The 24524-nt window shown below is 40.7% G+C and carries 25 protein-coding genes and 3 tRNA genes; 7 read left to right on the top strand and 21 right to left on the bottom strand.

The genetic code is table 11. The features are described from left to right. The 6 genes from rlmH to leuS form a co-directional block, all read right to left on the bottom strand. Positions 1-471 (bottom strand): 23S rRNA (pseudouridine(1915)-N(3))-methyltransferase RlmH, encoded by a 471-nt coding sequence (gene rlmH / locus QL989_RS11420; RefSeq protein WP_138604989.1) that lies wholly within the window; start codon positions 469-471, stop codon positions 1-3. A gap of 37 nt (positions 472-508) precedes the next feature. Continuing rightward, positions 509-826 carry a ribosome silencing factor gene (rsfS, locus tag QL989_RS11415; protein WP_010388304.1) on the bottom strand — a complete coding sequence of 106 codons (318 nt, stop codon included), beginning with the start codon at positions 824-826 and terminating at the stop codon, positions 509-511. 62 nt (positions 827-888) lie between these two features. Further along, complete coding sequence (gene nadD, locus QL989_RS11410) at positions 889-1518, bottom strand: nicotinate-nucleotide adenylyltransferase (RefSeq protein ID WP_290170569.1); 630 nt, start codon at positions 1516-1518, stop codon at positions 889-891. A 12-nt stretch (positions 1519-1530) separates the two neighbouring features. After that, positions 1531-2571, bottom strand: coding sequence for a DNA polymerase III subunit delta (gene holA / locus QL989_RS11405; protein ID WP_055012799.1), 1041 nt, complete (start codon positions 2569-2571; stop codon positions 1531-1533). Further along, positions 2571-3062: an LPS assembly lipoprotein LptE gene (gene lptE, locus QL989_RS11400; protein ID WP_010388311.1), complete on the bottom strand. Its 492-nt coding sequence runs from the start codon at positions 3060-3062 to the stop codon at positions 2571-2573. Before lptE ends, holA begins: the two co-directional genes overlap by 1 nt. Position 3063: 1 nt before the next feature. Further along, complete coding sequence (gene leuS, locus QL989_RS11395) at positions 3064-5652, bottom strand: leucine--tRNA ligase (RefSeq protein WP_290170566.1); 2589 nt, start codon at positions 5650-5652, stop codon at positions 3064-3066. 185 nt (positions 5653-5837) lie between these two features. On the opposite strand from leuS, the gene QL989_RS11390 reads away from it, so the two are divergent. From QL989_RS11390 to QL989_RS11375, 4 genes are all read left to right on the top strand, one after another. Continuing rightward, positions 5838-6296: a hypothetical protein gene (locus tag QL989_RS11390; protein ID WP_109874371.1), complete on the top strand. Its 459-nt coding sequence runs from the start codon at positions 5838-5840 to the stop codon at positions 6294-6296. A gap of 76 nt (positions 6297-6372) precedes the next feature. Beyond that, on the top strand, positions 6373-8802 hold the full coding sequence (locus QL989_RS11385; RefSeq protein WP_290170565.1) for an AAA family ATPase: 2430 nt from the start codon (positions 6373-6375) through the stop codon (positions 8800-8802). Beyond that, positions 8799-9275, top strand: coding sequence for an FKBP-type peptidyl-prolyl cis-trans isomerase (locus QL989_RS11380; RefSeq protein WP_036982055.1), 477 nt, complete (start codon positions 8799-8801; stop codon positions 9273-9275). The genes QL989_RS11385 and QL989_RS11380 overlap by 4 nt, the downstream gene beginning before the upstream one ends. Positions 9276-9414: 139 nt before the next feature. Continuing rightward, entirely contained in the window at positions 9415-9927 is a 513-nt protein-coding gene (locus QL989_RS11375; RefSeq protein ID WP_290170563.1) for a hypothetical protein, read from the top strand. 22 nt (positions 9928-9949) lie between these two features. Here QL989_RS11375 and QL989_RS11370 read toward each other — a convergent pair whose 3' ends face one another. Next, positions 9950-10474: a CIA30 family protein gene (locus QL989_RS11370; protein WP_290170562.1), complete on the bottom strand. Its 525-nt coding sequence runs from the start codon at positions 10472-10474 to the stop codon at positions 9950-9952. Positions 10475-10621: 147 nt separating this feature from the next. Here QL989_RS11370 and QL989_RS11365 point away from each other — a divergent pair, with 147 nt between their 5' ends. Together QL989_RS11365 and QL989_RS11360 are read left to right on the top strand one after the other, a co-directional pair. Further along, positions 10622-11197 carry a hypothetical protein gene (locus QL989_RS11365; RefSeq protein WP_138604981.1) on the top strand — a complete coding sequence of 192 codons (576 nt, stop codon included), beginning with the start codon at positions 10622-10624 and terminating at the stop codon, positions 11195-11197. A gap of 17 nt (positions 11198-11214) precedes the next feature. Continuing rightward, positions 11215-11667: an ATPase gene (locus QL989_RS11360; RefSeq protein WP_290170561.1), complete on the top strand. Its 453-nt coding sequence runs from the start codon at positions 11215-11217 to the stop codon at positions 11665-11667. A gap of 87 nt (positions 11668-11754) precedes the next feature. On the opposite strand, the gene lnt is transcribed toward QL989_RS11360, so the two are convergent. From lnt to miaB, 5 genes are read right to left on the bottom strand one after another with little or no spacing between them, the layout of a single operon-like run. Continuing rightward, a complete protein-coding gene (lnt, locus tag QL989_RS11355) occupies positions 11755-13305 on the bottom strand; it encodes an apolipoprotein N-acyltransferase (protein ID WP_290170560.1) in 1551 nt (516 codons plus the stop codon). Beyond that, positions 13286-14170 (bottom strand): CNNM family magnesium/cobalt transport protein CorC, encoded by an 885-nt coding sequence (gene corC / locus QL989_RS11350; RefSeq protein ID WP_010388331.1) that lies wholly within the window; start codon positions 14168-14170, stop codon positions 13286-13288. The genes lnt and corC overlap by 20 nt, the downstream gene beginning before the upstream one ends. Before the next feature lie 22 nt (positions 14171-14192). Further along, the gene (gene ybeY, locus QL989_RS11345) at positions 14193-14651 is read right to left on the bottom strand and encodes an rRNA maturation RNase YbeY (RefSeq protein WP_010388332.1); all 459 of its coding nucleotides are present in this window, start codon (positions 14649-14651) and stop codon (positions 14193-14195) included. Between the two features lie 4 nt (positions 14652-14655). Then, complete coding sequence (locus tag QL989_RS11340) at positions 14656-15714, bottom strand: PhoH family protein (RefSeq protein ID WP_290170559.1); 1059 nt, start codon at positions 15712-15714, stop codon at positions 14656-14658. 53 nt (positions 15715-15767) lie between these two features. Continuing rightward, a complete protein-coding gene (gene miaB, locus QL989_RS11335) occupies positions 15768-17213 on the bottom strand; it encodes a tRNA (N6-isopentenyl adenosine(37)-C2)-methylthiotransferase MiaB (protein ID WP_010388336.1) in 1446 nt (481 codons plus the stop codon). Between the two features lie 257 nt (positions 17214-17470). Between miaB and QL989_RS11330 the strand changes: the two genes are divergently transcribed. After that, positions 17471-18652 carry an FAD-dependent oxidoreductase gene (locus tag QL989_RS11330; protein WP_290170558.1) on the top strand — a complete coding sequence of 394 codons (1182 nt, stop codon included), beginning with the start codon at positions 17471-17473 and terminating at the stop codon, positions 18650-18652. 156 nt (positions 18653-18808) lie between these two features. Here the strand turns inward: QL989_RS11330 and QL989_RS11325 are convergent. From QL989_RS11325 to lolB, 9 genes are all read right to left on the bottom strand, one after another. Continuing rightward, a tRNA-Gln gene (locus QL989_RS11325) sits at positions 18809-18883 on the bottom strand. Between the two features lie 40 nt (positions 18884-18923). Next, a tRNA-Leu gene (locus QL989_RS11320) sits at positions 18924-19008 on the bottom strand. 69 nt (positions 19009-19077) lie between these two features. Beyond that, positions 19078-19154: transfer RNA gene (locus QL989_RS11315), tRNA-Met, on the bottom strand. A 321-nt stretch (positions 19155-19475) separates the two neighbouring features. Next, a complete protein-coding gene (ychF, locus tag QL989_RS11310) occupies positions 19476-20567 on the bottom strand; it encodes a redox-regulated ATPase YchF (protein ID WP_008115165.1) in 1092 nt (363 codons plus the stop codon). Between the two features lie 55 nt (positions 20568-20622). Then, positions 20623-21207, bottom strand: a complete 585-nt coding sequence (gene pth / locus QL989_RS11305; protein WP_008115166.1) for an aminoacyl-tRNA hydrolase — start codon at positions 21205-21207, stop codon at positions 20623-20625. Between the two features lie 18 nt (positions 21208-21225). Beyond that, a complete protein-coding gene (locus tag QL989_RS11300; protein ID WP_010388341.1) occupies positions 21226-21840 on the bottom strand; it encodes a 50S ribosomal protein L25/general stress protein Ctc in 615 nt (204 codons plus the stop codon). Between the two features lie 149 nt (positions 21841-21989). Continuing rightward, positions 21990-22937, bottom strand: a complete 948-nt coding sequence (locus QL989_RS11295) for a ribose-phosphate pyrophosphokinase (RefSeq protein WP_008115168.1) — start codon at positions 22935-22937, stop codon at positions 21990-21992. A gap of 86 nt (positions 22938-23023) precedes the next feature. Next, positions 23024-23881, bottom strand: coding sequence for a 4-(cytidine 5'-diphospho)-2-C-methyl-D-erythritol kinase (gene ispE / locus QL989_RS11290; RefSeq protein ID WP_290170557.1), 858 nt, complete (start codon positions 23879-23881; stop codon positions 23024-23026). Between the two features lie 2 nt (positions 23882-23883). Then, positions 23884-24471, bottom strand: a complete 588-nt coding sequence (gene lolB, locus QL989_RS11285) for a lipoprotein insertase outer membrane protein LolB (protein ID WP_138608924.1) — start codon at positions 24469-24471, stop codon at positions 23884-23886. Between the last annotated feature and the right edge of the window lie 53 nt (positions 24472-24524).

Raw genomic sequence — 24524 nt, 5'->3', positions numbered from 1 at the left:
CTACTCGCGATGATAAGGGTGGTTGTTATTTAAGCTCCAGCCTCTGTAAAGGCTTTCAGCAACAATAATGCGTACTAAAGGGTGTGGGAGCGTTAAATTTGATAACGACCATTTTTGCTCAGAGGCCGCAATACACTCGGGAGCTAAGCCTTCTGGTCCTCCAATCAGTAAACTGACATCGCGACCATCAAGTTGCCACTTTTCCATGTTTTTTGCAAGCTGGTGAGTATCCAGTGGTTTACCAGTTACTTCTAGTGTGACAATACGATTGCCTTTAGGTATAGCGGCTAAGGTTTTTTCACCTTCGATGTGCAAAATACGCTTTATATCTGCGTTTTTGCCACGTTTACCTGCAGGTATTTCGATTAGTTCCAGTGCCATATCTTTGGGAAAGCGGCGCTGATATTCTGCAAAACCTGTCTCTACCCATGCTGGCATTTTTGTACCAACAGCAATCATTTGTATTTTCACGACGTTATTTCCAAGCGTTGTCTAAAATAGGGAGCTATTAGCCCCAAAGCTTTTCTAGATCGTAATAGCTACGTGCTTGATCTTGCATAACGTGAACAATCACATCACCTAAATCAACTAATGCCCATTCGCCATCGCTTTGGCCTTCGTAGCCTAATGGCTCTTCACCAGCGTGACGAGCTTCTTTTGCTAAGTTATCAGCAATTGACAATACATGACGTCTTGATGTGCCTGAACATACAATCATGTAATCGGTTACGTCTGAAGTGCCAGTTACGTCAAGTTGAATCACATCACGTGCTTTCATATCGTCAATTTTGTCTAGTGCAAAAGCGAGTAGTTGTTTCGAATCCAAGGTTTTGTCTCAATTTAAAATTTAATAGCGGTTATTTTAACACGCTGAGGGGTTTATACCAATCACTCTTGATAAAGCTGGTGCTGCTCAATATAGTGACTCACGGTGTCGGGTAATAGTTCACTCTTTTTAATACTTTTTTTAAGAGCTTGACGGATATTACTGGATGCGGCATCCAGTTGCTTACCTTCTAAAAAGTAAAGGTGTCCGCCATTTTTTTCGTTCAGTAGTGAAATATCGTTGCTCATAGCCTCCTGTTTGTAGTTTTTAAGTTCACCTTGTACATCACAGTTTTGACCTGGACGTTGATACACCACTATATGGCATAGACTCGTTATTGTTTGCCACTGATACCATTTATCAAGGTTGTTGAATGAGTCCATACCAATTAAAAATAAAATAGGGGTATCGGGATTTTCTGCTCTTAGCTCTTGCAAGCTTAATAAAGAATACGACGGGCCGCTGCGTTTTAGTTCTCGTAAATCAAGCCTAAACTGCGAATATGGTTTAATTGCGGTTTTAAGCATTGCAATACGATGCTCGGTGCTGATACCCGGTGCCGCTTTGTGTGCGGGTATTGCACAGGGCATAAAATAAAGTGAGTGTAATTTAAAGGTCGCAACGCATTGCTGCGCCATATTAAGGTGCCCAAAATGAATGGGGTCAAAAGTGCCACCAAAAATTGCAATCATGGTATTTTTCCTTTACTGACGGTTAGTATGGCACGGCAGTGGAATATCGAGTGGTTGGCAAAATTTAATACAAATATGTGCTAATGCTTGATAGGGCGCAATCAATACACCTTGTTTGTAGCTTGCATCAAATAATGCCAGTTCACTGCTAATACTTTCAAGGGTGTGAATATTTAGTCTGTTTATCGCTGTTTGTACCGGCACTTGCTGATTTTTCCAAATCGCTTTTTGCTTAAACAGGGTCGCTAATGACTCACCCTGCAGTAACCCTTGTTGTACACCTATTAAGGTATTTAAATCTTTATTGATGGCCCACAAAATACTCACTACTTCAGTGTTATCACTGGCAAGCTTATTTAATACTTTTATTGCTTGTGAAGTATGGCCGTTTAAAAGAGCATCACTTAAATCAAAAATATCGAATTTAGATTGGTTTAGTAGCCCTTGCATTACCAGTTGCTGGGTAATGAGAGCGTCACCATGTATTAGTGACAGCTTTTCAAGCTCTTGGAAACAAGCCAGTAAATTGCCTTCAGTGGCATTAATTAAACTGAGCTTAGCCTCGTTTTGTAAATTAAGTGACAAGCGTTGGCACTGTTCATCAAGCCAACGTTTTAAGTGATTACCACTAAGCGGATAGCAGGGTACAAATAACCCTTGCTTATCGAGTGCTTTAAACCACGCACCGCGTTGCACATCTTGGCTTGCTTTGGCGCCTTTAACAATTAAAATGGTGTCAGGGTTTTCAAGCTCAACGACCTTTTTAAAGGTGTTTGCGCCGGGTGTACCAGGTTTTTGCTGGTTTAAGTCAAGCTCAATAATTGTACGCGCACTAAATAACGACATACTTTGGTATTGCGCTATGATTTCCTGCCAATCAAAGCCTTGGGCTAAAGTGAATTTAATTACTTCATCAAAACCTTGCGCTTTTGCGCTGTCGCGTATGAGCTGTACACATTGCGCTTCTTGAAAAGGCTCTTCACCAAAAACCAAATAAAAAGGTTTTAACCCCTTTTTTAATTCGCTAGGCAGCTGATTTGCATAACAACGCATTATAGTTGCGACAACTCTCTAACAATTCGACGACTCGCTTGCTGGCGAATTTCGCTGATCAGCAGTTCAAGCTCTTTTGCTTTAGCTAGTGCGTTGTCAGGATCATCTTGGTAATTACGGTAAAGCTCAAAACGTTTTTCAATGGCTTCTTGTTTTGGGCGTTTTACAACATAACTCACACTGTATGCCAGTTCATATTCAGCTACTTGTCCGTTTTGAAACAACGACAAGGTTTGGCGCTCTAGCTGCTCTTTAAATAAATAAAGTTGCGCAGACTGTTTACTCGCAGGGACTAAAGTGACATCGCTCATAGCAAGTTCTGTTTGCAAATAGCTAAACAATGCTGATTTTTGATCATCACCCACCAAGGTTAGCTGTTTTAAATCATTGGGTAGGCTTGATGCTTTTTTAAGGTGAAAGCCACAGCTCGATAACAAAAAACAGACTAGCACTAAGGCTAGTCCGTTTTTAATGGCATTTAAAGTAGCCATATTAGTTAGCTACCACGTTAAGCAATTTACCTGGTACATAAATTACCTTGCGGATTGTTGCACCATCAGTAAATTTAGTGACGTTAGATTCTGCAAACGCGAGTGCTTCTACTTGCTCTTGCGTTGCATCAGCTGCAACCGTTAGTTTTGCACGTAATTTACCGTTTACTTGTACGATGATTAGTTTTTCATCTTCAACTAGGGCAGATTCGTCAACTTTTGGCCATGCTGCATCTAAAATATCACCTTCTTTACCTAGCTCTTGCCATAACTGATGCGATAAATGCGGTGTTATTGGTGCTAGCATAATAAGCAATGCTTCTAATGCCTCGTTAGCAATGGCAACATCTTGAGTATCGTTTAATGGCGCTTTTAATAACTTATTAGATAGCTCCATAATTGCGGCAATTGCAGTGTTGAATGTTTGACGACGTTCAACATCATCGCTCACTTTTGCAATCGCTTTATGTAGCTCACGGCGAAGTACTTTTTGCGGATTTGTAAGCGCCGATTTATCAAGTGCTTGAAAGCCAACCGTTTTAACATCTACCGCGTATTTCCATACACGTTTTAAGAAACGGTGCGCGCCTTCAACCCCTGAATCTGACCATTCAAGCGTTTGCTCTGGTGGTGCAGTAAACATCATAAACAAACGCACGGTATCTGCGCCGTATTGGGCAATGACTTCTTGCGGGTCTATGCCGTTGTTTTTCGACTTAGACATTTTGCTCATGCCAGATGAGAACACAGGATCACCGTCTTTTTTATGCCATGCCTTGGTTACGCGGCCTTTTTCGTCGGTTTCGGTATTAACATCGCTTGGCGAAATCCATATATCGCCGCCTTTTTCATCTTTACGATAAAACGTTTCAGCTAATACCATACCTTGACAAAGTAAGCGGTCGAATGGCTCGTCTGAATTAACTAAACCAAAGTCACGTAATAATTTGTGGAAAAAGCGCGAATACAATAAATGTAAAATTGCGTGCTCAATACCACCAATGTATTGGTTTACTGGTAACCAGTAGTTAGCGGCTGCTGGATCTAACATACCCTGGTCATGGCGCGGGCTACAGTAGCGAGCGTAATACCATGATGACTCCATAAAGGTGTCAAAAGTATCAGTTTCATGAGTGGCTGGTACACCATTTACAGTTGTTTTAGCCCATTCTGGGTCCGCTTTAATTGGTGAGGTAACGCCATTCATTACCACATCTTCTGGTAAACGCACTGGTAGCATATCTTCAGTGGCAGCAAGCTCATTACCATTCTCATCACTCAGCATTGGAATTGGCGAACCCCAGTAACGCTGACGGCTTACACCCCAATCGCGTAGACGGAAGTTTACTTTACGCTCTCCCACACCTAATGCTTCTAGCTTGTCGGCAACAGCGTTAAAGGCGTTTTCAAAATCAAGGCCATCAAATTCACCAGAGTTTACTAATACCCCTTTTTCGGTGAATGCTTCTTGAGCTAGGTTTACTTCAAGCTCAGAGCCTTCAACTGGCGCAATAACTTGTTTAATATCTAGGCCGTAAGCTGTTGCAAATTCAAAGTCACGTTGGTCGTGCGCAGGTACTGCCATTACCGCACCTGAGCCATAATGCATTAATACAAAGTTAGCAACCCAAATTGGTACTTGCTCGCCCGTTAATGGATGAGTAGCGTAAAAGCCCGTTGCAATGCCTTTTTTCTCCATGGTTGCCATGTCTGCTTCGGCAACTTTAGTGTTTTTGCATTCTTCAACAAACATTGCTATCGCGTCGCTATTTTTCGCCGCTTCTTGTGCAATAGGGTGGCCACCAGCAACGGCTAGGTATGTTACGCCCATAAATGTATCTGGGCGTGTAGTGTATACGCTAAATTTTTCGTTGTTATCGGTACGCGTAAATTCTATGTCTAAGCCTTCAGAACGACCAATCCAGTTGCGCTGCATGGTTTTAACTTGTTCAGGCCAGTCTTCTAATTTGTCTAAATCGTCTAATAGCTCTTGTGCGTAGTCGGTAATTTTAATAAACCACTGTGGAATTTCTTTTTGTTCCACTACCGCACCTGAACGCCAACCGCGGCCGTCAATTACTTGCTCGTTAGCTAGTACAGTTTGATCGACCGGATCCCAGTTAACCGTTGACATTTTTTTGTACACTAGGCCTTTTTCGTAAAGCTTAGTGAAAAACCATTGTTCCCATTTGTAATATTCTGGGTGGCAGGTTGCAATTTCGCGATCCCAATCGTAGCCAAAACCTAATTGCTTAAGTTGGTTACGCATGTAGTCAATATTTTCGTAAGTCCACTTTGCAGGGGCTGTTTTATTTTTAATAGCCGCGTTTTCTGCAGGTAAACCAAACGCATCCCAACCCATAGGTTGCATTACGTTTTTGCCTTGCAAGCGCTGGAAGCGAGAAACCACGTCACCAATGGTATAGTTACGGACATGACCCATATGCAGTCGACCACTTGGGTAGGGAAACATTGAGAGGCAATAGTATTTTTCTTTGCTCTCATCTTCTGTGGCTTTAAATACTTGGTTTTCTTCCCAGTAGCGTTGGACTTTTGACTCTATGTCTTGTGGGTTATATTGCTCTTGCATTTACGTTTCCAAACTTCTTGCATACTAATAAAAAATTGTCGATAGGATACCCCAAATAAAGCGCTATTCACAGCGTCAAAGCGGCGCTTTTTGTAAATTTGCGAGTAAATTAGTTTTCAGTACAGGTTAACCTATACTTATCTATGGTATAGAGTAAATCAGTAGACGTTTTCAAGGAGTATAAAATGGCAGATTACAGAACATGGCTTAGTGGATTAACCGATTGGTTAAAAGATGTGAAAGAGCATGAAGTTAAAGCCGCAGTAAAGCGATTTATTGAATCTGAGCAGGCACTTAAAGATTTAGGTGAAGAAAAATACCAGCTTTATCGTAATTACTTAATGCGTGACATTTCTCACCTACAAGAAAATAATAGCTACTATAATTCGCTTGCATGGCAGGAGCTTAAAGAGTCATTGTGGTTTGAGCTTTCTCACATTGAAGACAAAACACAGCTTGAATGGCAGTCATTAAGTGAAGATTTTAAGCATAATGGTGTTTATCACGCAGGTGAATGGATAGCCATGGGCACATTAGTATGTAAGAATTGCAACCATAGTTATGATGTTTACCATGCAACGCAAATTATTCCTTGCACGCAGTGTGATGGCATCTATTTTAGCCGCCAGGCTTTACAACCCTAAATATAAGTATTGAGTGGCTGTAGGCCACTCAATATGCCCAAATCTAGCAATTAAGCTGGTAAAAAAAGAAGTTAGAATGACGAAAAAACTGCTGCCACTACCCGTATCAAATCTTGCACCGAGTATTTCTTCGAGCCATGTAAACACTTGCATGAGCAATCCATACCCTGAGCAACTTACCTTTATAGGCCAACAACGTGCGCAAAGTGCATTGGACTTCTCTTTAGGAATGGACCTACCCGGTTATAATGTTTACGTAATGGGAGAGGCGGCACACGGGCGTTTTACCTTAGTAAAAGACAAATTAAAACAACACGCTAAAGAGCGCACAACACCGCATGAATGGCTGTATGTTAATAACTACGACGATCACCGTGAGCCTATTGCGTTATTTATGCATGCAGGGCAAAGCAAACAATTAGCCGATGACATTGACTCATTTATTGATGAAGTACTCGACACCTTTCCTGCTGCATTTGATAACCCAGCTTATCAGCGCAAGAAAAAATCGATAGACCGTGAGTTTAACGATGCTTACGACGGCGCCATTACCGCAGTAGAAATAGCCGCGCTTGAGCAAAGTGTGGCACTAATTGAAGAAAAAGGCGTAGTCGGCTTTGCACCGCTGATTGATGGCAAGCAACTTACCGATAATGAATTTTCTGATTTGGAGGATGATTTACGTGAGATGTTTTTTGAGCGTATAGAAAAATTAGAAGATGCCCTCATTGAAGCGCTTATTGAGTTGCCGCGCTGGAAACGTGAATCCAAAGAAAAGCTTCGCAACCTTAAAAAGTCTACTGCTGAGCAAGCCACTAAACCATTATTAAAAGATTTAGAACATAAATATGCCAGCCATATTGGTGTACTGCGTTATTTAAAAGATATACGTGTAGAAATTATTGATGCCGTGCTTGAATGGCTTGATGATGAAGGTGAAAGCGAAGAAAACAAAGAAGACTTTGACCGTAAAGGCATGCTTACCGACTTTTTTGCACCTAATATTTTAGTTGAATACAAAGAAGGCGATGCAGCACCGGTTGTGTATGAACCTAATCCAACCTTTGGTAATATTTTTGGCAAAATTGAATACGCCACATCGCAAGGGTCGTTAATTACCAGCTATCGATCAATTCAACCTGGTGCATTGCACCGTGCGAATGGCGGCTATTTAATTATGGATGCTGAAAAAGTAATGGCTCAACCCCAAGTGTGGGATGGACTAAAGCTGTCGCTAAAAACCCATCAAATTAAAAATGACTTACCTTATCAAGACAGTGTAGTTGGAAGTAGCTTTACGCTTCGCCCGCAGTTAATACCGCTTGATGTAAAAATTATTTTACTTGGCTCACGTGAGCTTTATTACACCATCGGTGAATACGACGAGGAATTTGCAGAGTTATTTAGAGTACTTGCCGATTTTGATTATTACTTACCAAGTAGCGATAAGCTGCAGTATCAGTTTATTACTAAAGTAAGTGATTACTGCGAGCAAATATTAAAGTGCACGTTAAACGAAGCCGCAATGGTGCGATTACTTAAATTTAGTTATCGCCAAGCAGAGCACCATAATAAGTTATCAGCACGTTTTGCTGATGTATTAGAGCTTGTGGCTGAGGCTAGTTTTTACGCTAAGCAAGACAAACTGACGGTGATTGATGCACGTCATATTGACGAAGCCATACAAGGCAAGCAGTACCGTACGGGGCAAATTAGCGAAAACATGCTCAGCGATATAAAGGAAGGGCATACTTTAATAGCTACTGAAGGCCAAGCCGTAGGTAAAGTAAATGGTTTGACTGTACTGCACATTGGAGACACCTCATTTGGCACACCTGCACGTATTACTGCTACCGTTTATGCGGGCGCCGACGGCGTAATTGATGTGGAACGCGAAGCTGAGTTGGGTAAAGCAATTCACTCAAAAGGGGTAATGCTGCTTACCGGGTATTTAGGTAACAAATACGCGCAACACTTTAGCTTAACACTCAGTGCGAATATAGCTATTGAACAAAGTTATGGCTACATAGATGGTGATAGCGCCTCTCTTGCTGAACTTTGTGCGCTAATTTCGGCCATTACGAGCTTACCTATCAGTCAGTCTATTGCTCTAACCGGTTCAATTAACCAACATGGTGATGTGCAGGCCATTGGTGGTGTAAACGAGAAAATAGAAGGCTTCTTTAAGCTATGTAAAATGCGCGGCTTAACGGGTGAGCAAGGGGTTATTATTCCTAAATCGAATCAAGTTAATTTGGTGCTTGATGACGAAATACTCAATGCCGTTGAGTTAGGTAAGTTTAATATTTATGCTGTGGAAACCGTTGATCAAGCACTAAACTTATTAATGGATATTGAAGCGGGTGATATGGTTGATGAACACTACCCAGAAGATTCGGTTAATGGCATCGCATTAGCGCGATTAAAAGACATTGCTGATATTGTTAATGGCGATAACAGCGACGAAAAAGACCACGACTCAGAAGATGAAAAAGGGGAGTTATGATCAATATAATTTTACTGATTGTTATCGCTATTTTTTGCGTTTTAATTTTTAAAAACAGTAAAAAAGCCAAGCAGCAAGCAATCGCAAACGCACAGATTGAAAGTGATTATTTAATTGCCAATGCAAAAACTGAAGGCGTAAATGAAACCGCATCTGGCTTGCAATATAAAATAATCCATAAAGGACAGAGCGAAAATACACCTAGCCCAACGAGTATGGTTAAAGTGCATTATCATGGCACTTTAATCGACGGCACTGTATTTGACAGCTCAGTGGAGCGCAAAACTCCGATTAGCTTTGGTTTGCACCAAGTTATAAAAGGTTGGACAGAAGGCCTACAACTGATGAGCCCGGGCGATAAATTTCAGTTTTATATACCGCATCAGCTCGCCTATGGTGAAAAGCGAGTAGGGAGTATTCCTCCTGCATCATTGCTTATTTTTGAAGTAGAATTACTGGCTATTGAGTCGTAATTTTAAAGAAAAAAACACTTTAAGCCTTACTTTAATCATGTAGGGCTTTTTATTTGCTCTCTTTAGCCAATTCTACTCAAGAATTTAAAATATCAGTCGATACCTAAAATAGTGACAAATTTATTTTAGGGATAAAATAATGAAGATTTCAACCGCCTCAATTCAATATCAAGCATCTAATTATAACAATCAGTCTTTAATAGAAACCGAGCCGCAACCTAAAGATGACGAATCACAAGAAGAACCTGACTATGTTTTATCAGAGTTTTTAGATGCAAAGGTTCAAAAATACAGCGAAGATAACGCAACATTTGCTGAGCAATATCAAAATTTAGAAAAGGCATATAAATATTTCACCCAGCAAGTGGTTGCATTACAAGAGCAAGTAAATAAGCTTAAGCAGAGCACGGTACAACGTAGTTTAACCATTGATAATAGCCAATATGGGCCAGCTGAAGAGGGCTATCAGTTGACTATGGATGCTGAGCATATGGGAGCTAAAAAGTATAAAACCGAGCAACAACAAGAAGAGATAAATAGATTGGAGCTGCAACTTAGTGAGGTAAAGTCTCAGCAGGCAGCAATAAAACAACAAATTATTGAGCTAGTAATCAACGAAATGAAAAGGCGAGGCGACGACTTCACTGTTTAGCCTTGTAATGTACGCAGAAAAGTTAGTTTTTAAACTCAATTTTTCCTATTTCAAGCCTAAATTTCCCCGCCTGTTTACCTGCAATCATAAAGCCAAGCTGCTTTATCTCTTTAAAGCTAATTGTAGGCTGTTGTTCAAGTAAGCGGCCGCGATAAGTAAGCTGAAAATCTTCAGGTAAAAACTCAATATTAAGCCACTCACTTTTCGTGGTACTGAACGAGCGGGTATAAGCCGCCCCATCCATGTACTCATTAGTTCTTAAGCGTAATTGGTAGGTTTGACCATCGCCCTTAATACGCAGCACTATTTTTGTAATATTTTGGTTTTTTACATCCAATGGTGTTCTTATAGAAGCAAATCCACCATTGTTTGCAAGCGATACATTGCCTGTAAACACTAAATTGTCGTTTTCATACAAAACCTGACTATTAGAAATGCCACCCATCACCGAATCATTCACTACATACCAGCGAGCATTGGCGTTTGCCTCGGTAGTGGCAAACAGTAAGTTAAAAACAAAAAGTGATGAGAGTTGTTTGGCGGTCATGAGTAATTCCTTAAAACCATTATTAACAGTAATACGTTTTGATGTAATAATTGTTCACTTGATTATTTTAATACTGGGATAAGGTAATCCTTGATTAAAATACTGACCAAATTAAAGACGTTATAAAATATAAGGATATTAATTTATATGACAAAAAAGCCTGTGATTCTCATTATCATAGCATTTATTGTTATGATGCTCGGCCCTGTAGGTATTTATGAGTGGTACACTTCAATCGATCCCTCCTTTATCCCTAACCGTTTTTATGACTTTTTAAGTTCTTGGGTTTTAGGCTTTATTACTATTTCTTTAGTGTGTGCCTTTCTATTTCATTTAATAAAAACGCCAAATGCAAAAGAAGAGTTTAATACTCACTTTGATCAAGAAGGGGTTATCCTTAAATATTTAAGTATCATTATGATACCTATTTTGCTGTATGCATATCTTTGGGCTGTCATTTGTGCGCCGATTCAACTATGGGCGCATTATCATTTAGGCGATTATTGGTCTGAAGAATATATCTTAGTTGAGTCTGAAGCTTGTTATAGCGATTATGAGCCGAATTGCGTTCGTTTACTCTTTGCAGATATATCTACAAACAAACAGCATACCATCAGGTGGTATTTAGATAAGCACAAGGTTTTAAAACTTAAAAATACAAAAGTGAACTTAGTCGGCGAAAAAAGTTACTTTGGCTATCTTGTTAACGAAATACAATGGTAAAAACCAAAGGGAATTAAATGGACACTAATAATTTTAACGAGAGTATAAAAGGCTTTTTTTGGGGCGTCGGGTTTGTAATAGCTATACTTGGCGGCATTAGTGCGTTCGCCCTTACAATCGCCGCTGATGTTGACAGTGGATTTAAAACAATGGTTTCTAATAAAGCATTAGAAACAAGTGATGAAATTAATAATGATTATAAACTAACTCTTTCTGAAATATACAAAGAAAATGGTCAAGTAAGAATCGCAGCTGAATTAAAAAATATTACTAACGAGAGCATTTATACGGGAACCGTTATTGCTTCTACATTTGATGAAAGTGGCAAGTTTATTGGTAATTGTGTAGGCAAAAGCACAGAAAGCTTTTTAGAACCTAGCGAAGTTAGCTATGTTGACATTAAATGCAATTTATTTAGATCACAAGCAAGTAAAGTTCACTCGACAAAGCTTAAAATTAAGTGGTTCTAGGCATGTATTCAATTTTTGTAGGTTGGGCTTTGCAAAGCTAAACCCAACAAAAATCATCTTCTGTTGCTGATAGCTAAAAGCTCTAATTTACTTCTTAGACCTAACCCCAAATCCAATTATACCCAACAACACCATTACTCCCCATACAAACCCATTGCCGTATTGGCTATACACGCTATCCCCTTGTATGAGCTTTATATTGGCTTTGAGTGTAGTAGCTTCAAACTGTGGCATAGTTTGGCGTGTTTGGCTTATGGGGTCGTATACACCGCTTATACCGTTGTTGGTAACACGCACTAGTGGACGCTGAAGTTCAAGGGCGCGCATGCGGGCAATTTGCATATGCTGATGGGGGCCTATTGAATCACCAAACCAAGCATCATTACTCACCGTGAATAATATGTCTGAGTCGCTTTTATAATTGCCACGCACTAAATCGGCAAATACTATTTCGTAGCAAATAGCGGGCAGTAAATTAAAGCCATTCGCACGTAAGTTATTTTGCACTTTATCACCGCGCGAGAACGATGACATAGGCAAATCAAATAACGGAGCGATGGGGCGGAGTATGTCTTCAAAGGGAACAAACTCTCCAATCGGCAGTAATTGATGCTTTTGATAGCGGTTACTATCTAAGTAACGATAGTGGCCGTGTTCATCACTTTGCTCTTTGTTACCGACCACAATTAGCGTATTGAAAATGGTTTTAGTGTCGCGTTGGTAATCGACAATACCGGTCACTAATGCAGTTTTATTGAATGAGGCGGCACTGTCTAAGCCTACTAAGTATGAATCAGCAAGGGCTTCAATTTCAGGCACTGCAGCTTCGGGCCACACAATTAAATCGGCATCCCAGTGACGGCGCGTCATATCCTGATACTTACTCATGGTGGTCCAAAACTCACTGGGGTCAAAGCGCAAGTGTTGTTTTATATTACCTTGTACAAGCAGCACAGAGAGGTCTTTATCTGAATAATGGGTTACCTTTGTAAAGTGTGCGCCTGTGAAGGCTAAAACAACCACAGCAGCGGTAACAACAGGCATTTTAAATTGTTTTTGCGTTAAGCTGTACAATGCAAAGCCAATGGCAATACACAATAGCGTGAGCCCAAATTCACCAATTAAAGGAGCAAGGGCATTCAGAGGGCTATCGGTTTGTGTATAACCAAAGCTTAACCAAGGAAAACCGGTTAACAGGTTGGCACGCAAATATTCACTAATAGCAAAACAAGGGAGTAATAGCGCTGCAAAACTTATAGAGCCGTTTGAAAAGCGAGTGGTTGCCCACAGCGCCAGCGCAGGAAATAACGCAAGGTAGCTACAAAGCAGTGCCATTAATGCAATTGAGGCGACAAGTGGCATACCGCCAAAGGTGGCGATAGAAACATGTACCCAACTTATACCGGCACCAAACCAGCCTAGACCAAATATAAAGCCATATTTAGCGGCTGTTTTAGCATGTACTTTTCCATTGAGGTTTGCAGGAATACAAAAAAATAGCGAGCCTATGCTAAAAAATACAATCGGCCAAATACCAAAAGGCGCGTAGCTAAAAGTTAAAACAAGGCCCGCAACCAGTGCGAGCCATGCTTTTTTATCTTTTGCTAGTAGGGTGAGACTAGTTAGCAGTTTCTTCACTGTCGTTATCATCAGCCTTAGGAATGGTGACTTGCAGTTGCAATATACGACGATTATCAGAATTGGTTACTTTAAACTGAAATCCTTCTATATCAATGGTTTCGCCACGGCTCGGCATATGGCCAAAGGCGTGTAACACGGTACCACCAATAGTATCTGCGTCTTGCGAGCTATAACCTGATTTAAAATGCTCGTTAAAGTCATCTACAGGGGTCAGTGCCTGCACAACGTAAACGTGCTTAGCCAGTTGTCGAATATCTTGTTGTTCTTCTTCTTCATCGTGCTCATCTTCGATTTCGCCTACAATGATCTCAAGAATATCTTCAATGGTTACTAAACCCGATACACCGCCGTATTCATCAATTACAATCGCCATATGGTAACGTTGCTGACGAAACTCATTAAGCAGAGTATCAACCCGTTTACTTTCAGGCACTACCATAGCAGGGCGCAAATAGTCACGTAGCGATGGTAAATGCTCATCTTTATTTAAAATGAGGGGTAATAAGTCTTTTGCGAGTAAAATCCCTTCTACATGGTCTTTATCTTCACACACCACCGGAAAACGAGAGTGGGTTGAGTCAACCATCATAGGTATGTGCTCTTCAAGCGGGCTATCAATTTCCAAAGTGACCATTTGTGAGCGCGGGATCATAATATCTCGCACTTTTAGCTCAGACACGCCAAGCACACCTTCAATCATTTCTTTGGTTTCAGGATCGATTACATCCCGCTCTTGGGCATCGGCAATTACCTCAACCAGCTCTTCTCTATTCTGGGGTTCCCCTTGCAACATCTGGGTTATACGACCCAGCCAAGTTTTGCCAGAAGAACCCTGGCTAGATTGCGAGTTATCGTCGCTCATTACGTCTAATTGCTCCGTTTATTTAAATATCGTCCCGATATGGGTCTGCTATGTTTAGTTCAGCAAGTAATTGCTTTTCTATACTTTCCATCTCTAACGCGTCTTCACTCTTTATATGGTCAAATCCAAGTAAATGCAAGCATCCATGAATAACCATATGAGCAAAGTGGTCATGAAATGACTTTTCTTGCTCTTGTGCCTCAGCCAAAACAATGGCAGGACAAATAATTAAGTCACCCACAAGTGGGATATCAATACCCGGTGGCGCTTCAAATTCAAATGATAATACGTTGGTAGGCTTATTTTTACCACGGTAGTCATTATTGAGCTGTTGCGACTGTTCTTCATCGCTGATAACAATGGTCAGCTCAGACTCATCACGATATTGGCTAAGTACTTTATCGGCCCACATGGCAAACTGCTCAAGGCTGGGTAAGTTGTCAAACTCACACGCTATTTGTAAATCAAGTTCTGTTTTCACGGTATTACTCTTTAGTAGCAGGTTGCTCTTGAGCGGCAAGCGCTTCTTTGGCTTGTTGTTTCTCTAATCGCTTAAGGCGTTCACGCTCATCGTTGCGCTCATACGCTTCCACAATGCGGGCTACTACAGGGTGGCGTACTACATCGTGCGATTTGAAAAAGTTAAAGCTAATTTCATCAACGCCATCTAATACTTCAATAGCATGGCGAAGACCTGAGCGCGCACCCCGAGGTAAATCAACTTGGGTTATATCGCCGGTGATCACTGCTTTAGAATTAAAACCAATACGGGTTAAGAACATTTTCATTTGCTCTGTAGTGGTATTTTGGCTTTCATCTAAAATAATAAACGCATCATTAAGTGTGCGCCCACGCATGTAAGCCAATGGCGCAATTTCAATGATGTTTTTTTCAATCAGTTTTTCAACACGCTCAAAGCCAAGCATTTCAAATAAGGCATCGTAAAGTGGGCGTAAGTAAGGGTCTATTTTTTGGCTTAAGTCACCCGGTAAAAAACCGAGTTTTTCACCCGCTTCAACCGCAGGACGAGTGAGCAGTATACGGCGTATTTCTTGGCGCTCTAGTGCATCAACTGCCGCTGCAACAGCAAGATAGGTTTTACCTGTACCCGCAGGGCCAATACCAAAGGTAATGTCGTGGTGCAAAATATTAGCAACATACAAGCCTTGGTTATCGTTACGCGGTTTAATAACGCCACGACGGGTTTTAATCATCATTTCTTTGCCGTAGGCACTACTTGAGGTGTCTTGCTCAAGCGCTTTAGACTCAGTGACGGCTAAATGTACGTTGTCAGGCTCAATTTCGCCAATTTCCCCACGTACAGGTTGAGTATCAATATAAAGGTTTTTTAAGATCTCTACCGCGCCGGCGCTACTGTGTAGTTTACCGGTTACTTTAAAAAAGTTATCACGATGAATAATTTCAACACCTAGACGGCGTTCAATTTGTTTGATGTTTTCGTCAAACGGGCCACATAATGAAGAAAGGCGTTTGTTGTCGGCAGGTTCTAAATAAATCTCTAATGTTTTTAACTGATTACTCAAAATTACTTCCTATTACAGTGCGCCAGCGTTAACTGGCGCAATGAATTTTGCAACTAAGGTACGAAAGTAGCAACGCCAATTTCGTTAGCTGTCTCGGTTTTTTGCTCACTCGCTGCTTTGGTTAAAATAGCAGAAGGTGCAATTTCGCGGCGTAAGTTCATTTCTGATTCTGTACGAATTAAATCGCCACGTAAAGAGTTTGGCAACGCTTCGGTAATACGTACATCAACAAACTGACCGATCACTGTGTGTGGGCCAACAAAGTTAACTACACGGTTATTTTCAGTTCGGCCACGTAGTTCCATCGGGTTCTTCTTAGAAGGACCTTCAACTAAAATGCGTTGCTCAGTATCAAACATTTGGCGGCTAATTTGCTGCGCCATTTGCGTAATACGGTTTTGCAATAAGTACAGGCGCTCTTTTTTCTCTTGCTCGGTTACGTCATCTGGCAAATCGGCTGCTGGTGTACCTGGGCGTGCGCTGTAAATAAAGCTAAAGCTCATATCAAAACCAATATCGTTGATAAGGTTCATGGTGGCTTCAAAATCGGCCTTGCTTTCACCTGGGAAACCTATGATGAAATCTGACGACATGCTTAGGTTAGGGCGAATTTTACGTAGCTTACGAATTGTTGATTTGTACTCAAGAGCAGTATGGCCGCGTTTCATTAAATTTAAAACACGGTCTGAACCACTTTGTACTGGAAGGTGTAAGTGATCAACCAGCTCAGGCACATCAGCATACGCATCAATAATGTCTGGTGTAAACTCTACAGGGTGTGAGGTGGTGTAACGAATACGGTCAATCCCGTCAATTGCAGCCACTAAACGAATTAGATCTGAGAAATAGCAAATTTCACCATCGTGTGTATCACCACGGTACGCATTTACGTTTTGACCTAATAGGTTAACTTCACGTACGCCTTGCTCGGCTAACTGTGCAACTTCTAATAATACATCATCAACAGGGCGGCTTACTTCTTCACCACGGGTGTAAGGCACAACACAGAAAGTACAGTATTTAGAACAACCTTCCATAATTGATACAAACGCAGAAGGACCTTCCGCTTTAGGCTCAGGTAAGCGGTCAAATTTTTCAATCTCAGGGAATGAAATATCAACTACAGATGAACCTTTATCGCCTTGTACTTGTTTAATCATCTCAGGTAAACGGTGCAAAGTTTGTGGACCAAAAATAACATCTACAAACGGAGCACGTTGGCGAATTGAATCACCTTCTTGTGATGCAACACAGCCGCCTACACCAATAATAAGGTCTGGTTTGTCATCTTTTAATAACTTCCAACGACCTAGTTGGTGAAATACTTTTTCTTGCGCTTTTTCACGAATTGAACAGGTATTAAGTAAGATAACATCAGCATCAGCAGCTTCTTCAGTTAGCTGATAGCCGTTGGTAGCATCTAGAAGATCAGCCATTTTCTGAGAGTCGTATTCGTTCATCTGACAACCCCAGGTTTTAATATGCAGCTTTTTGCTCATTGAAATATAGCCTCGTGTTCAATTCGATAGTGGCACAAATATGTGCTAGAAACAGGTATAAGTGGCGGAATTATTAAAATTTCGCTCGACTTAAAGGACGCGTATTTTAGCTGGATACACGCTCAAAACCAAGTATAGATTTCATGTTTGTGATCTGAAATCAATATAGTATGGGTTTAATAATAGAATTAAGCGAAGCGCTCACACTGAGCAAACTAATTACGATACAATCTAAGCAGAGTTAAGTCAGAATTAAAATGATGAAAAACATGGCTAAAAATAATGTAATTGTAGTAGGGGGCGGCATGGTTGGTGCCGCTATGGCTATTAAATTAGCGCAACAAGGCAAAGCCGTACGTGTTATTGAAAAACACCCAATAGATGCACCACAGGTGCTTAACAGTGATGATGTTGATATACGTGTTTCGGCTATTAATCGCTTTTCTGAAAAACTGCTTGATCAGCTCGGTGCGATGCCATTATTGCGAGCAAATAGATTGGCTCCCTATGAACAATTAGAGACCTTTGAACAGGGTAACGATCATTTATTATTTGATTGTCACGCTATTAATACCACCCATTTAGGTCATTTAATTGAGAATAAGCTAATTCAAGCCAGTTTATGGCAGCAATTTGAGCAACATAATATTGAAATAAGTAACCCTTCATCGGTTTTAACGGCAATAGAGCAAAACCCTGATAGCATTACCTTGCACTATAACGAACAAAGCTTTACTACTGATTTAGTTATTGCAGCGGATGGCGGGCAATCACAATTACGCAGCAAGGCCAACATTGGTATAACCGGGTGGCAATATCAGCAGCATTGTATGGGGGTGCTAATAAAGCTCGATGCACCACAACAAGTTAAAACATGGCAGCAGTTTACACCTTCGGGGCCAGTTGCGTTTTTACCTATGCAAGCACCTTATGCAAATTTAATTTGGTATGACGATGCAAATACCCTCAAAGCATTTAAAGCCCTACAACCTAGCGAATTAAAGGCTCATATTATTGAAAAGTTTCCAAAGCTTGCTGGTGATTTTGAAGTACAAAGCCATGCTATATTTCCTTTAGCAAGGCAGCATGCCAATAATTATTCACAAGGCAGACTCGTTTTAGTGGGTGATGCGGCGCACACCATTAATCCTCTGGCAGGACAGGGTGTTAATTTAGGTTTTCAAGATGTAGCTGCTTTAGCTGAAGTGTTACGTACAGCTGATGATGTAGGGTGCCCGCTAATGCTTAAAGAATACGAGCGTAGTCGTCGTAACGCTAATTTATTAATGATGAGTATGATGGATGCTTGCTACTTTGGTTTCTCAAATCAAATAGCCCCATTAAAATGGGCGCGCAGCACATTTTTAAAGTTAGCTAATAATACAGGGCCGGTAAAAAACTGGGTGCTGAAATACGCAATAAGCGGTGAGCTTAGTTAAAATACTTATAGTTATTAAAAGGCTCAAATTTGGGTCTTTTTTTATGCCTAAGAAAAAGTGGCGTAGGTTATAAAGATAGAAACAGAATTAAAGATATAAGTTAGATAATTGGAATTTAGGGTAAATCGTGAAGTGTAACCGAAGACGTGTGCAAATTGGCTGGGATACCAGGATTTGAACCTGGGAATGCCAGGATCAAAACCTGGTGCCTTACCGCTTGGCGATATCCCAACTAAGAAATTGCTGATAGTTTTAATTCTTATCAAGAATATGGTGCGGAAGGAGAGACTTGAACTCTCACATCCTAAGATACTGGAACCTAAATCCAGCGCGTCTACCAATTCCGCCACTCCCGCATTATTACTTTGAATTAATCAAAGAAATGGTAGTTATTTTAAACTCTTCATTGAGCAACAAAAAATAAATGGTGGCTAAGACGGGATTTGAACCTGTGACCCCATCATTATGAGTGATGTGCTCTAACCAGCTGAGCTACTTAGCCATCTTTTTTGTTAGCACTTCATCGCTGAGTGCGGGGCGTATTATGCTGATATGCCCCAAATTCGTCAACACCTTTTTTGCAAAAAAACACTTAAGTTGGTTTGTTTGCAGGAAAAATAGGCTAACCGGCTACTTTTTAATTAAAACGTTGCTTTTTTAACACTCTTTATGAGCGGGGCATTGTAATTATAGATGTGTTTTACAATTCTGAGCTTACGGGAAGAGTAGACTAATTATTGTTTTTATTCGGCTGAAAATAAAAAAGGCCCGTAAAAACGAGCCTTTCAAAACAATTAGCCACTCAAGGTGGTGCAGTGTTTAATTATACGTTGAACAAGAAGTTCATTACATCGCCATCTTTAACAATGTATTCTTTACCTTCTTGACGCATTTTACCTGCTTCTTTTGCACCGCTTTCGCCTTTACATGCAATAAAGTCATCAAAAGCAATTGTTTGTGCACGGATAAAGCCACGTTCAAAGTCGGTATGGATTTTACCTGCAGCTTGTGGCGCTGTTGCACCCACAGGGATAGTCCATGCACGAACTTCTTTTACACCCGCAGTAAAGTAGGTTTGTAAGTGCAGTAATTCATAACCGCCACGAATAACAAGGTTAAGTCCTGGCTCTTCAAGACCAAGGTCAGCCATAAACTCTAACTTGTCTTCATCTTCAAGCTCAGAAAGCTCAGACTCAATAGCAGCACACACAGGCACAACAACCGCATCTTCAGCGGCAGCTATTTCACGTACACGATCAAGTAGTGGGTTATTTTCAAATCCATCTTCTGCCACATTGGCAATATACATAGTTGGTTTGATGGTTAAGAAGTTAATAGGCGCAATTGCTGCTTTTTCTTCTTTTGTTAGTGCTAAAGAACGTAAAGTTAAGCCTTCATCAAGATGCACTTTTACTTTTTCAAGTACTGCATTTTGCTCTTTTGCGTCTTTATCACCGCCTTTTGCTTTTTTTGCATTACGGAAAATTGCTTTATCAGCACTGTCCATATCAGCAAGCACAAGCTCAGTGTTGATCACGTCAATGTCATCCGCAGGGTCAATAGTACCGGCTACGTGAATAACGTTTTCATCTTCAAAACAGCGAACTACATGGCCAATCGCATCTGTTTCACGAATATTTGCTAAAAACTGATTGCCTAGGCCTTCACCTTTCGATGCACCTTTAACTAAACCTGCAATATCCACAAATTCCATACTTGTTGTAAGAATACGTTGTGGGTTAACAATTTTAGCAAGTTCGTCTAGGCGAGGATCTGGCACCGGTACCACACCTGTATTAGGTTCAATGGTACAAAAAGGAAAGTTAGCGGCTTCAATACCCGCTTTAGTCAATGCATTGAAAAGTGTTGATTTACCAACATTAGGCAAGCCAACGATGCCACATTTAAAACCCATAGTAAGATACCTTGTTTAGATTCGTTTAAAACGTGTGTACGTATACCCCTAAAAATTAGGGTTTAAACGAATGTAGTCTGTTTTGTGCTTTTAACACACCGTCTTTAGCAAGTATTTCCATACAACGAACTGCTTCATCAACTGCGGCATCCATTTTTTCCTGATCTTCCTTGGCTGCTTTTCCAAGCACCCAACCGGTGACCATTTCACGATGTCCTGGATGACCAACACCTATGCGTAAGCGCATAAAGTCTTTTTGATTTGCCATTTTTGCAATAATGTCTTTTAAGCCATTATGACCGCCATGTCCGCCGCCTTTTTTTAATTTGGCAACGCCTGGGTCTAAATCCAATTCATCATGGGCGACAAGTATGTCTTCCACTGGGATTTTAAAAAAATTGGCTAAACTACTCACCGCTTTGCCACTTAAGTTCATGTAAGTGGTGGGGATCAGTAATTTGAATTCTTTGCCTTGAATAATCACTTTGCCAGTAAGGCCGTGATATTTAGGGTCGTGTTTTAGCGTGCAGTTGTAGCGTGCAGCGAGTTCTTGAATGAACCAAGCACCTGCGTTGTGGCGTGTATTTGCGTATTCGGGGCCTGGATTAGCCAGGCCCACAAGCATTTGAATAGAATTCAAGGTGCGAGACCTTAAATATTATTCTGCAGCGTCTGAAGCGTCGTCTTCAGTTGGAGCTGCTTTGTTAGCTTTGATAGTAACGATAGACTGATCGTGGCCTTCGCCTTTACCAAGCTCAACAGATTGAACACCTTTAGGGAACGCAAGATCTGTAAGGTGGATTGAATCACCAGCTACAAGATCAGATACGTCTACTTCGATGAATTCTGGAAGTGACTTAGGAAGACAAGAAATCTCAACTTCAGTTAACTGGTGAACAACAGTTGCACCTAACTTAGTTACTTTATCTTCACCGATGAAGTGTAAAGGAACTTTAGTTACTAGTTTGTGAGTTGCGTCTACACGTTGGAAATCAAGGTGAGTAAGCTTAGGCTTGAAAGGGTGACGTTGGATATCTTTTAAGATAGCTTCAACTTTCTCGCCACCTACATTTAATGTAAGGATGTGAGTGTAAAAGCCTTCGTCTTCTTGTGCTTTGATCATATCTTTATGTTCAAAAGTAAGCGATAAAGCTTCTTTATCAGCTCCATAAAGGATTGCCGGCACTTTGTCTTCGCGACGTAGGCGGCGGCTCGCACCAGTACCAGTTTCTACGCGAAGTTCAGCGTCATAAGTATAAGTTGTGTTAGACATGATGTCTCCAATAATTAAAAGTGTTAGGGCCTTTGCGACCAAGGTCCCTAGCCAAAAGGCGCGCTATCATACCACTGCGGGTTTATAAAATAAACATCACCTACAAAAAAAGCGCCAAAAGGCGCTTTTATACTCATTAATGTTTAACTTTAATGTTCAAACATTGCCGAGATAGATTCTTCGTTGCTAATGCGACGAATAGTCTCTGCTAACATATCTGCAAGTGTTAATACTTTAACAATATCAAGCGCTTTTAGTTCGTCAGACAGTGGAATTGAGTCAGTTACAATCACTTCATCAATCACAGAGTTACGTAAGTTTTCTGCAGCTGTACCAGAAAGAATAGGGTGAGTAGCGTAAGCAAATACACGTTTAGCACCATGCTCTTTAAGAGCTTCAGCTGCTTTACACAATGTACCACCGGTATCAATCATGTCATCAACAATAATACAATCACGACCTTCAACGTCACCAATAATATGCATTACTTGAGAAACGTTAGCTTGAGGGCGACGTTTATCAATAATAGCTAGGTCGGTATCGTTCAATAGTTTTGCAATTGCACGGGCACGTACAACACCACCGATATCAGGAGATACAACAACCACGTCATCAAAGTCGCGGTTTTTCATATCTTCTAATAATACCGGGCTGCCAAATACGTTATCTACTGGTACATCGAAGAAGCCTTGGATTTGCTCAGCATGTAAATCAACCGTAAGAACGCGGTCAACACCTACACTTGATAAGAAATCCGCAACCACTTTAGCTGTAATTGGCACACGCGCAGAACGTACACGACGATCTTGACGAGCATAACCAAAATAAGGAATAACAGCAGTGATACGACCGGCAGATGCACGGCGTAGCGCATCAACCATAACGATAAGTTCCATCAGGTTATCGTTAGTAGGGGCACAGGTTGATTGTAAGATAAAAACATCCGAGCCACGAACATTTTCATTAATTTGAACACTGATCTCACCGTCACTAAAACGGCCAACAACAGCATCGCCTAATTCAATATATAAACGTTTTGCAACTTTTTGAGCTAGGTCAGGTGTTGCGTTACCAGCGAAGAGCTTCATGTCAGGCACGGTAGGGTTCCTCAGGCACTGAATTTTTGGACTAACTTACATTGAATGAACAAAGTAGGTTAACTTATGATTACTTGTACGTTACTTCATTTATCAATGATGGCGGCTAACTCCGTGTGAGCAGGAGAAGTATTAACGCTTGATGCGATAAACCCCTGCCAAGTATGGGGGAGGTTAGCAAGTACATCTTGTGCTTGAACTTGACTAGCAAATTCAACAAAACAACATGAACCTGTTCCGGTCATCTTTGATGGGGCGTATTTTAGCAACCACTGCAGGGTTTTTTCAACCTCGGGACACAGCTTTTTCACTAAAGGCTCACAATCGTTAGTTAAAACCTGTTTTTGCCAGTCACCTAAAAGTTTAGGCGTGTCACGTTTTAAATCGGGGTGAGTAAATATTTGAGCAGTACTGACATGCTGGTTTGGAAAAACAACGCAGTACCATTTTTGTGGCAATTTAACATACTCTAATTGCTCGCCAATGCCATGTGCTATGGCGCTTTTACCTTTAATGAATACAGGTACGTCTGCACCGAGTTTTAACCCTAAATCTGCAAGTTCATCTAGTGTAAGAGCGGTATTCCACAGTGTATTCAGCGCTAAAAGTGTTGTTGCGGCATCGGATGAACCACCACCAACACCTCCGCCCATAGGCAAACGTTTAGTTAAATTTATTTTTGCACCTAAATTCACTTTACACTGAGTTTGCAATAATAAAGCTGCTTTATAAATTAAGTTGTCAGTTAGTGCAATGCCATGAGCGTCACCGCTAATACTAATATTTTTATCATTAGTAAGCGTAAAATGGAGCTCGTCGCCATAGTTTAAAAATGTAAACAGGGTTTCTAATTCATGATAGCCATCATCACGGCGACCATTAATATGTAAAAATAAATTTAGCTTCGCCGGCGCAATCAGCGAAAGTTCAAAGGGAGTATTCATAATTAGTTAAACTGCCAATCGTAGAGTTTGATTTTAATTTTAATCTTTTGATGGGTTAAGGTTAGCGCGTTAGGTAACCAAAAACCGTGTTTTTGTATGTAACTGGTGTAGTTTATTTGCCATTTTTTGCCAGCGTCATCAAACCATAACACGCTTTTAGCACGGCCTAATTGATCGACTTCTAAGGTTTGATCGTCAATAGTAGCTTTTAACCACTGACCGGCGTTATTTACCGGTAAAGTAAACCCCGTTAAGCGTTGTAAAAGTTTACTCGCATTAGTATCAAAAAACTGTTGATCATCAAATATTAATTCAGCCCCCACTGCGGTTTGTTTGAGCGATAAAATTCGGGTGCCAATAAATGTGGTTAACACTAAATGATTACTATTTTGTGTTTGTTGCCAATTTAAGTTAGCAGATTGGCGCTCATCAGGGCTAATAAACGCTAATTTACCTTCCACCTGCCAAGTTTTTTGTGTACTAAGACGTAACTTCCAGTCTTCGTAAGTTTTTGTATTGTAGTTGTTTTTATTGGCGCAGCCCGTTAAAAAAATAATTAACAGGGTTAAAATAAAATATTGTCGAGTCAAATGTTGTTCCTTACTTTCCATATTCCTGAGATTTTTGATAAAATTGCCGCCTA

The organism is Pseudoalteromonas sp. APC 3224 (genome assembly GCF_030407535.1).
GTDB lineage: Bacteria > Pseudomonadota > Gammaproteobacteria > Enterobacterales > Alteromonadaceae > Pseudoalteromonas.
Note: the sequence above shows the minus strand (reverse complement) of the source record. Positions and strands in the feature narration are given on the sequence as shown.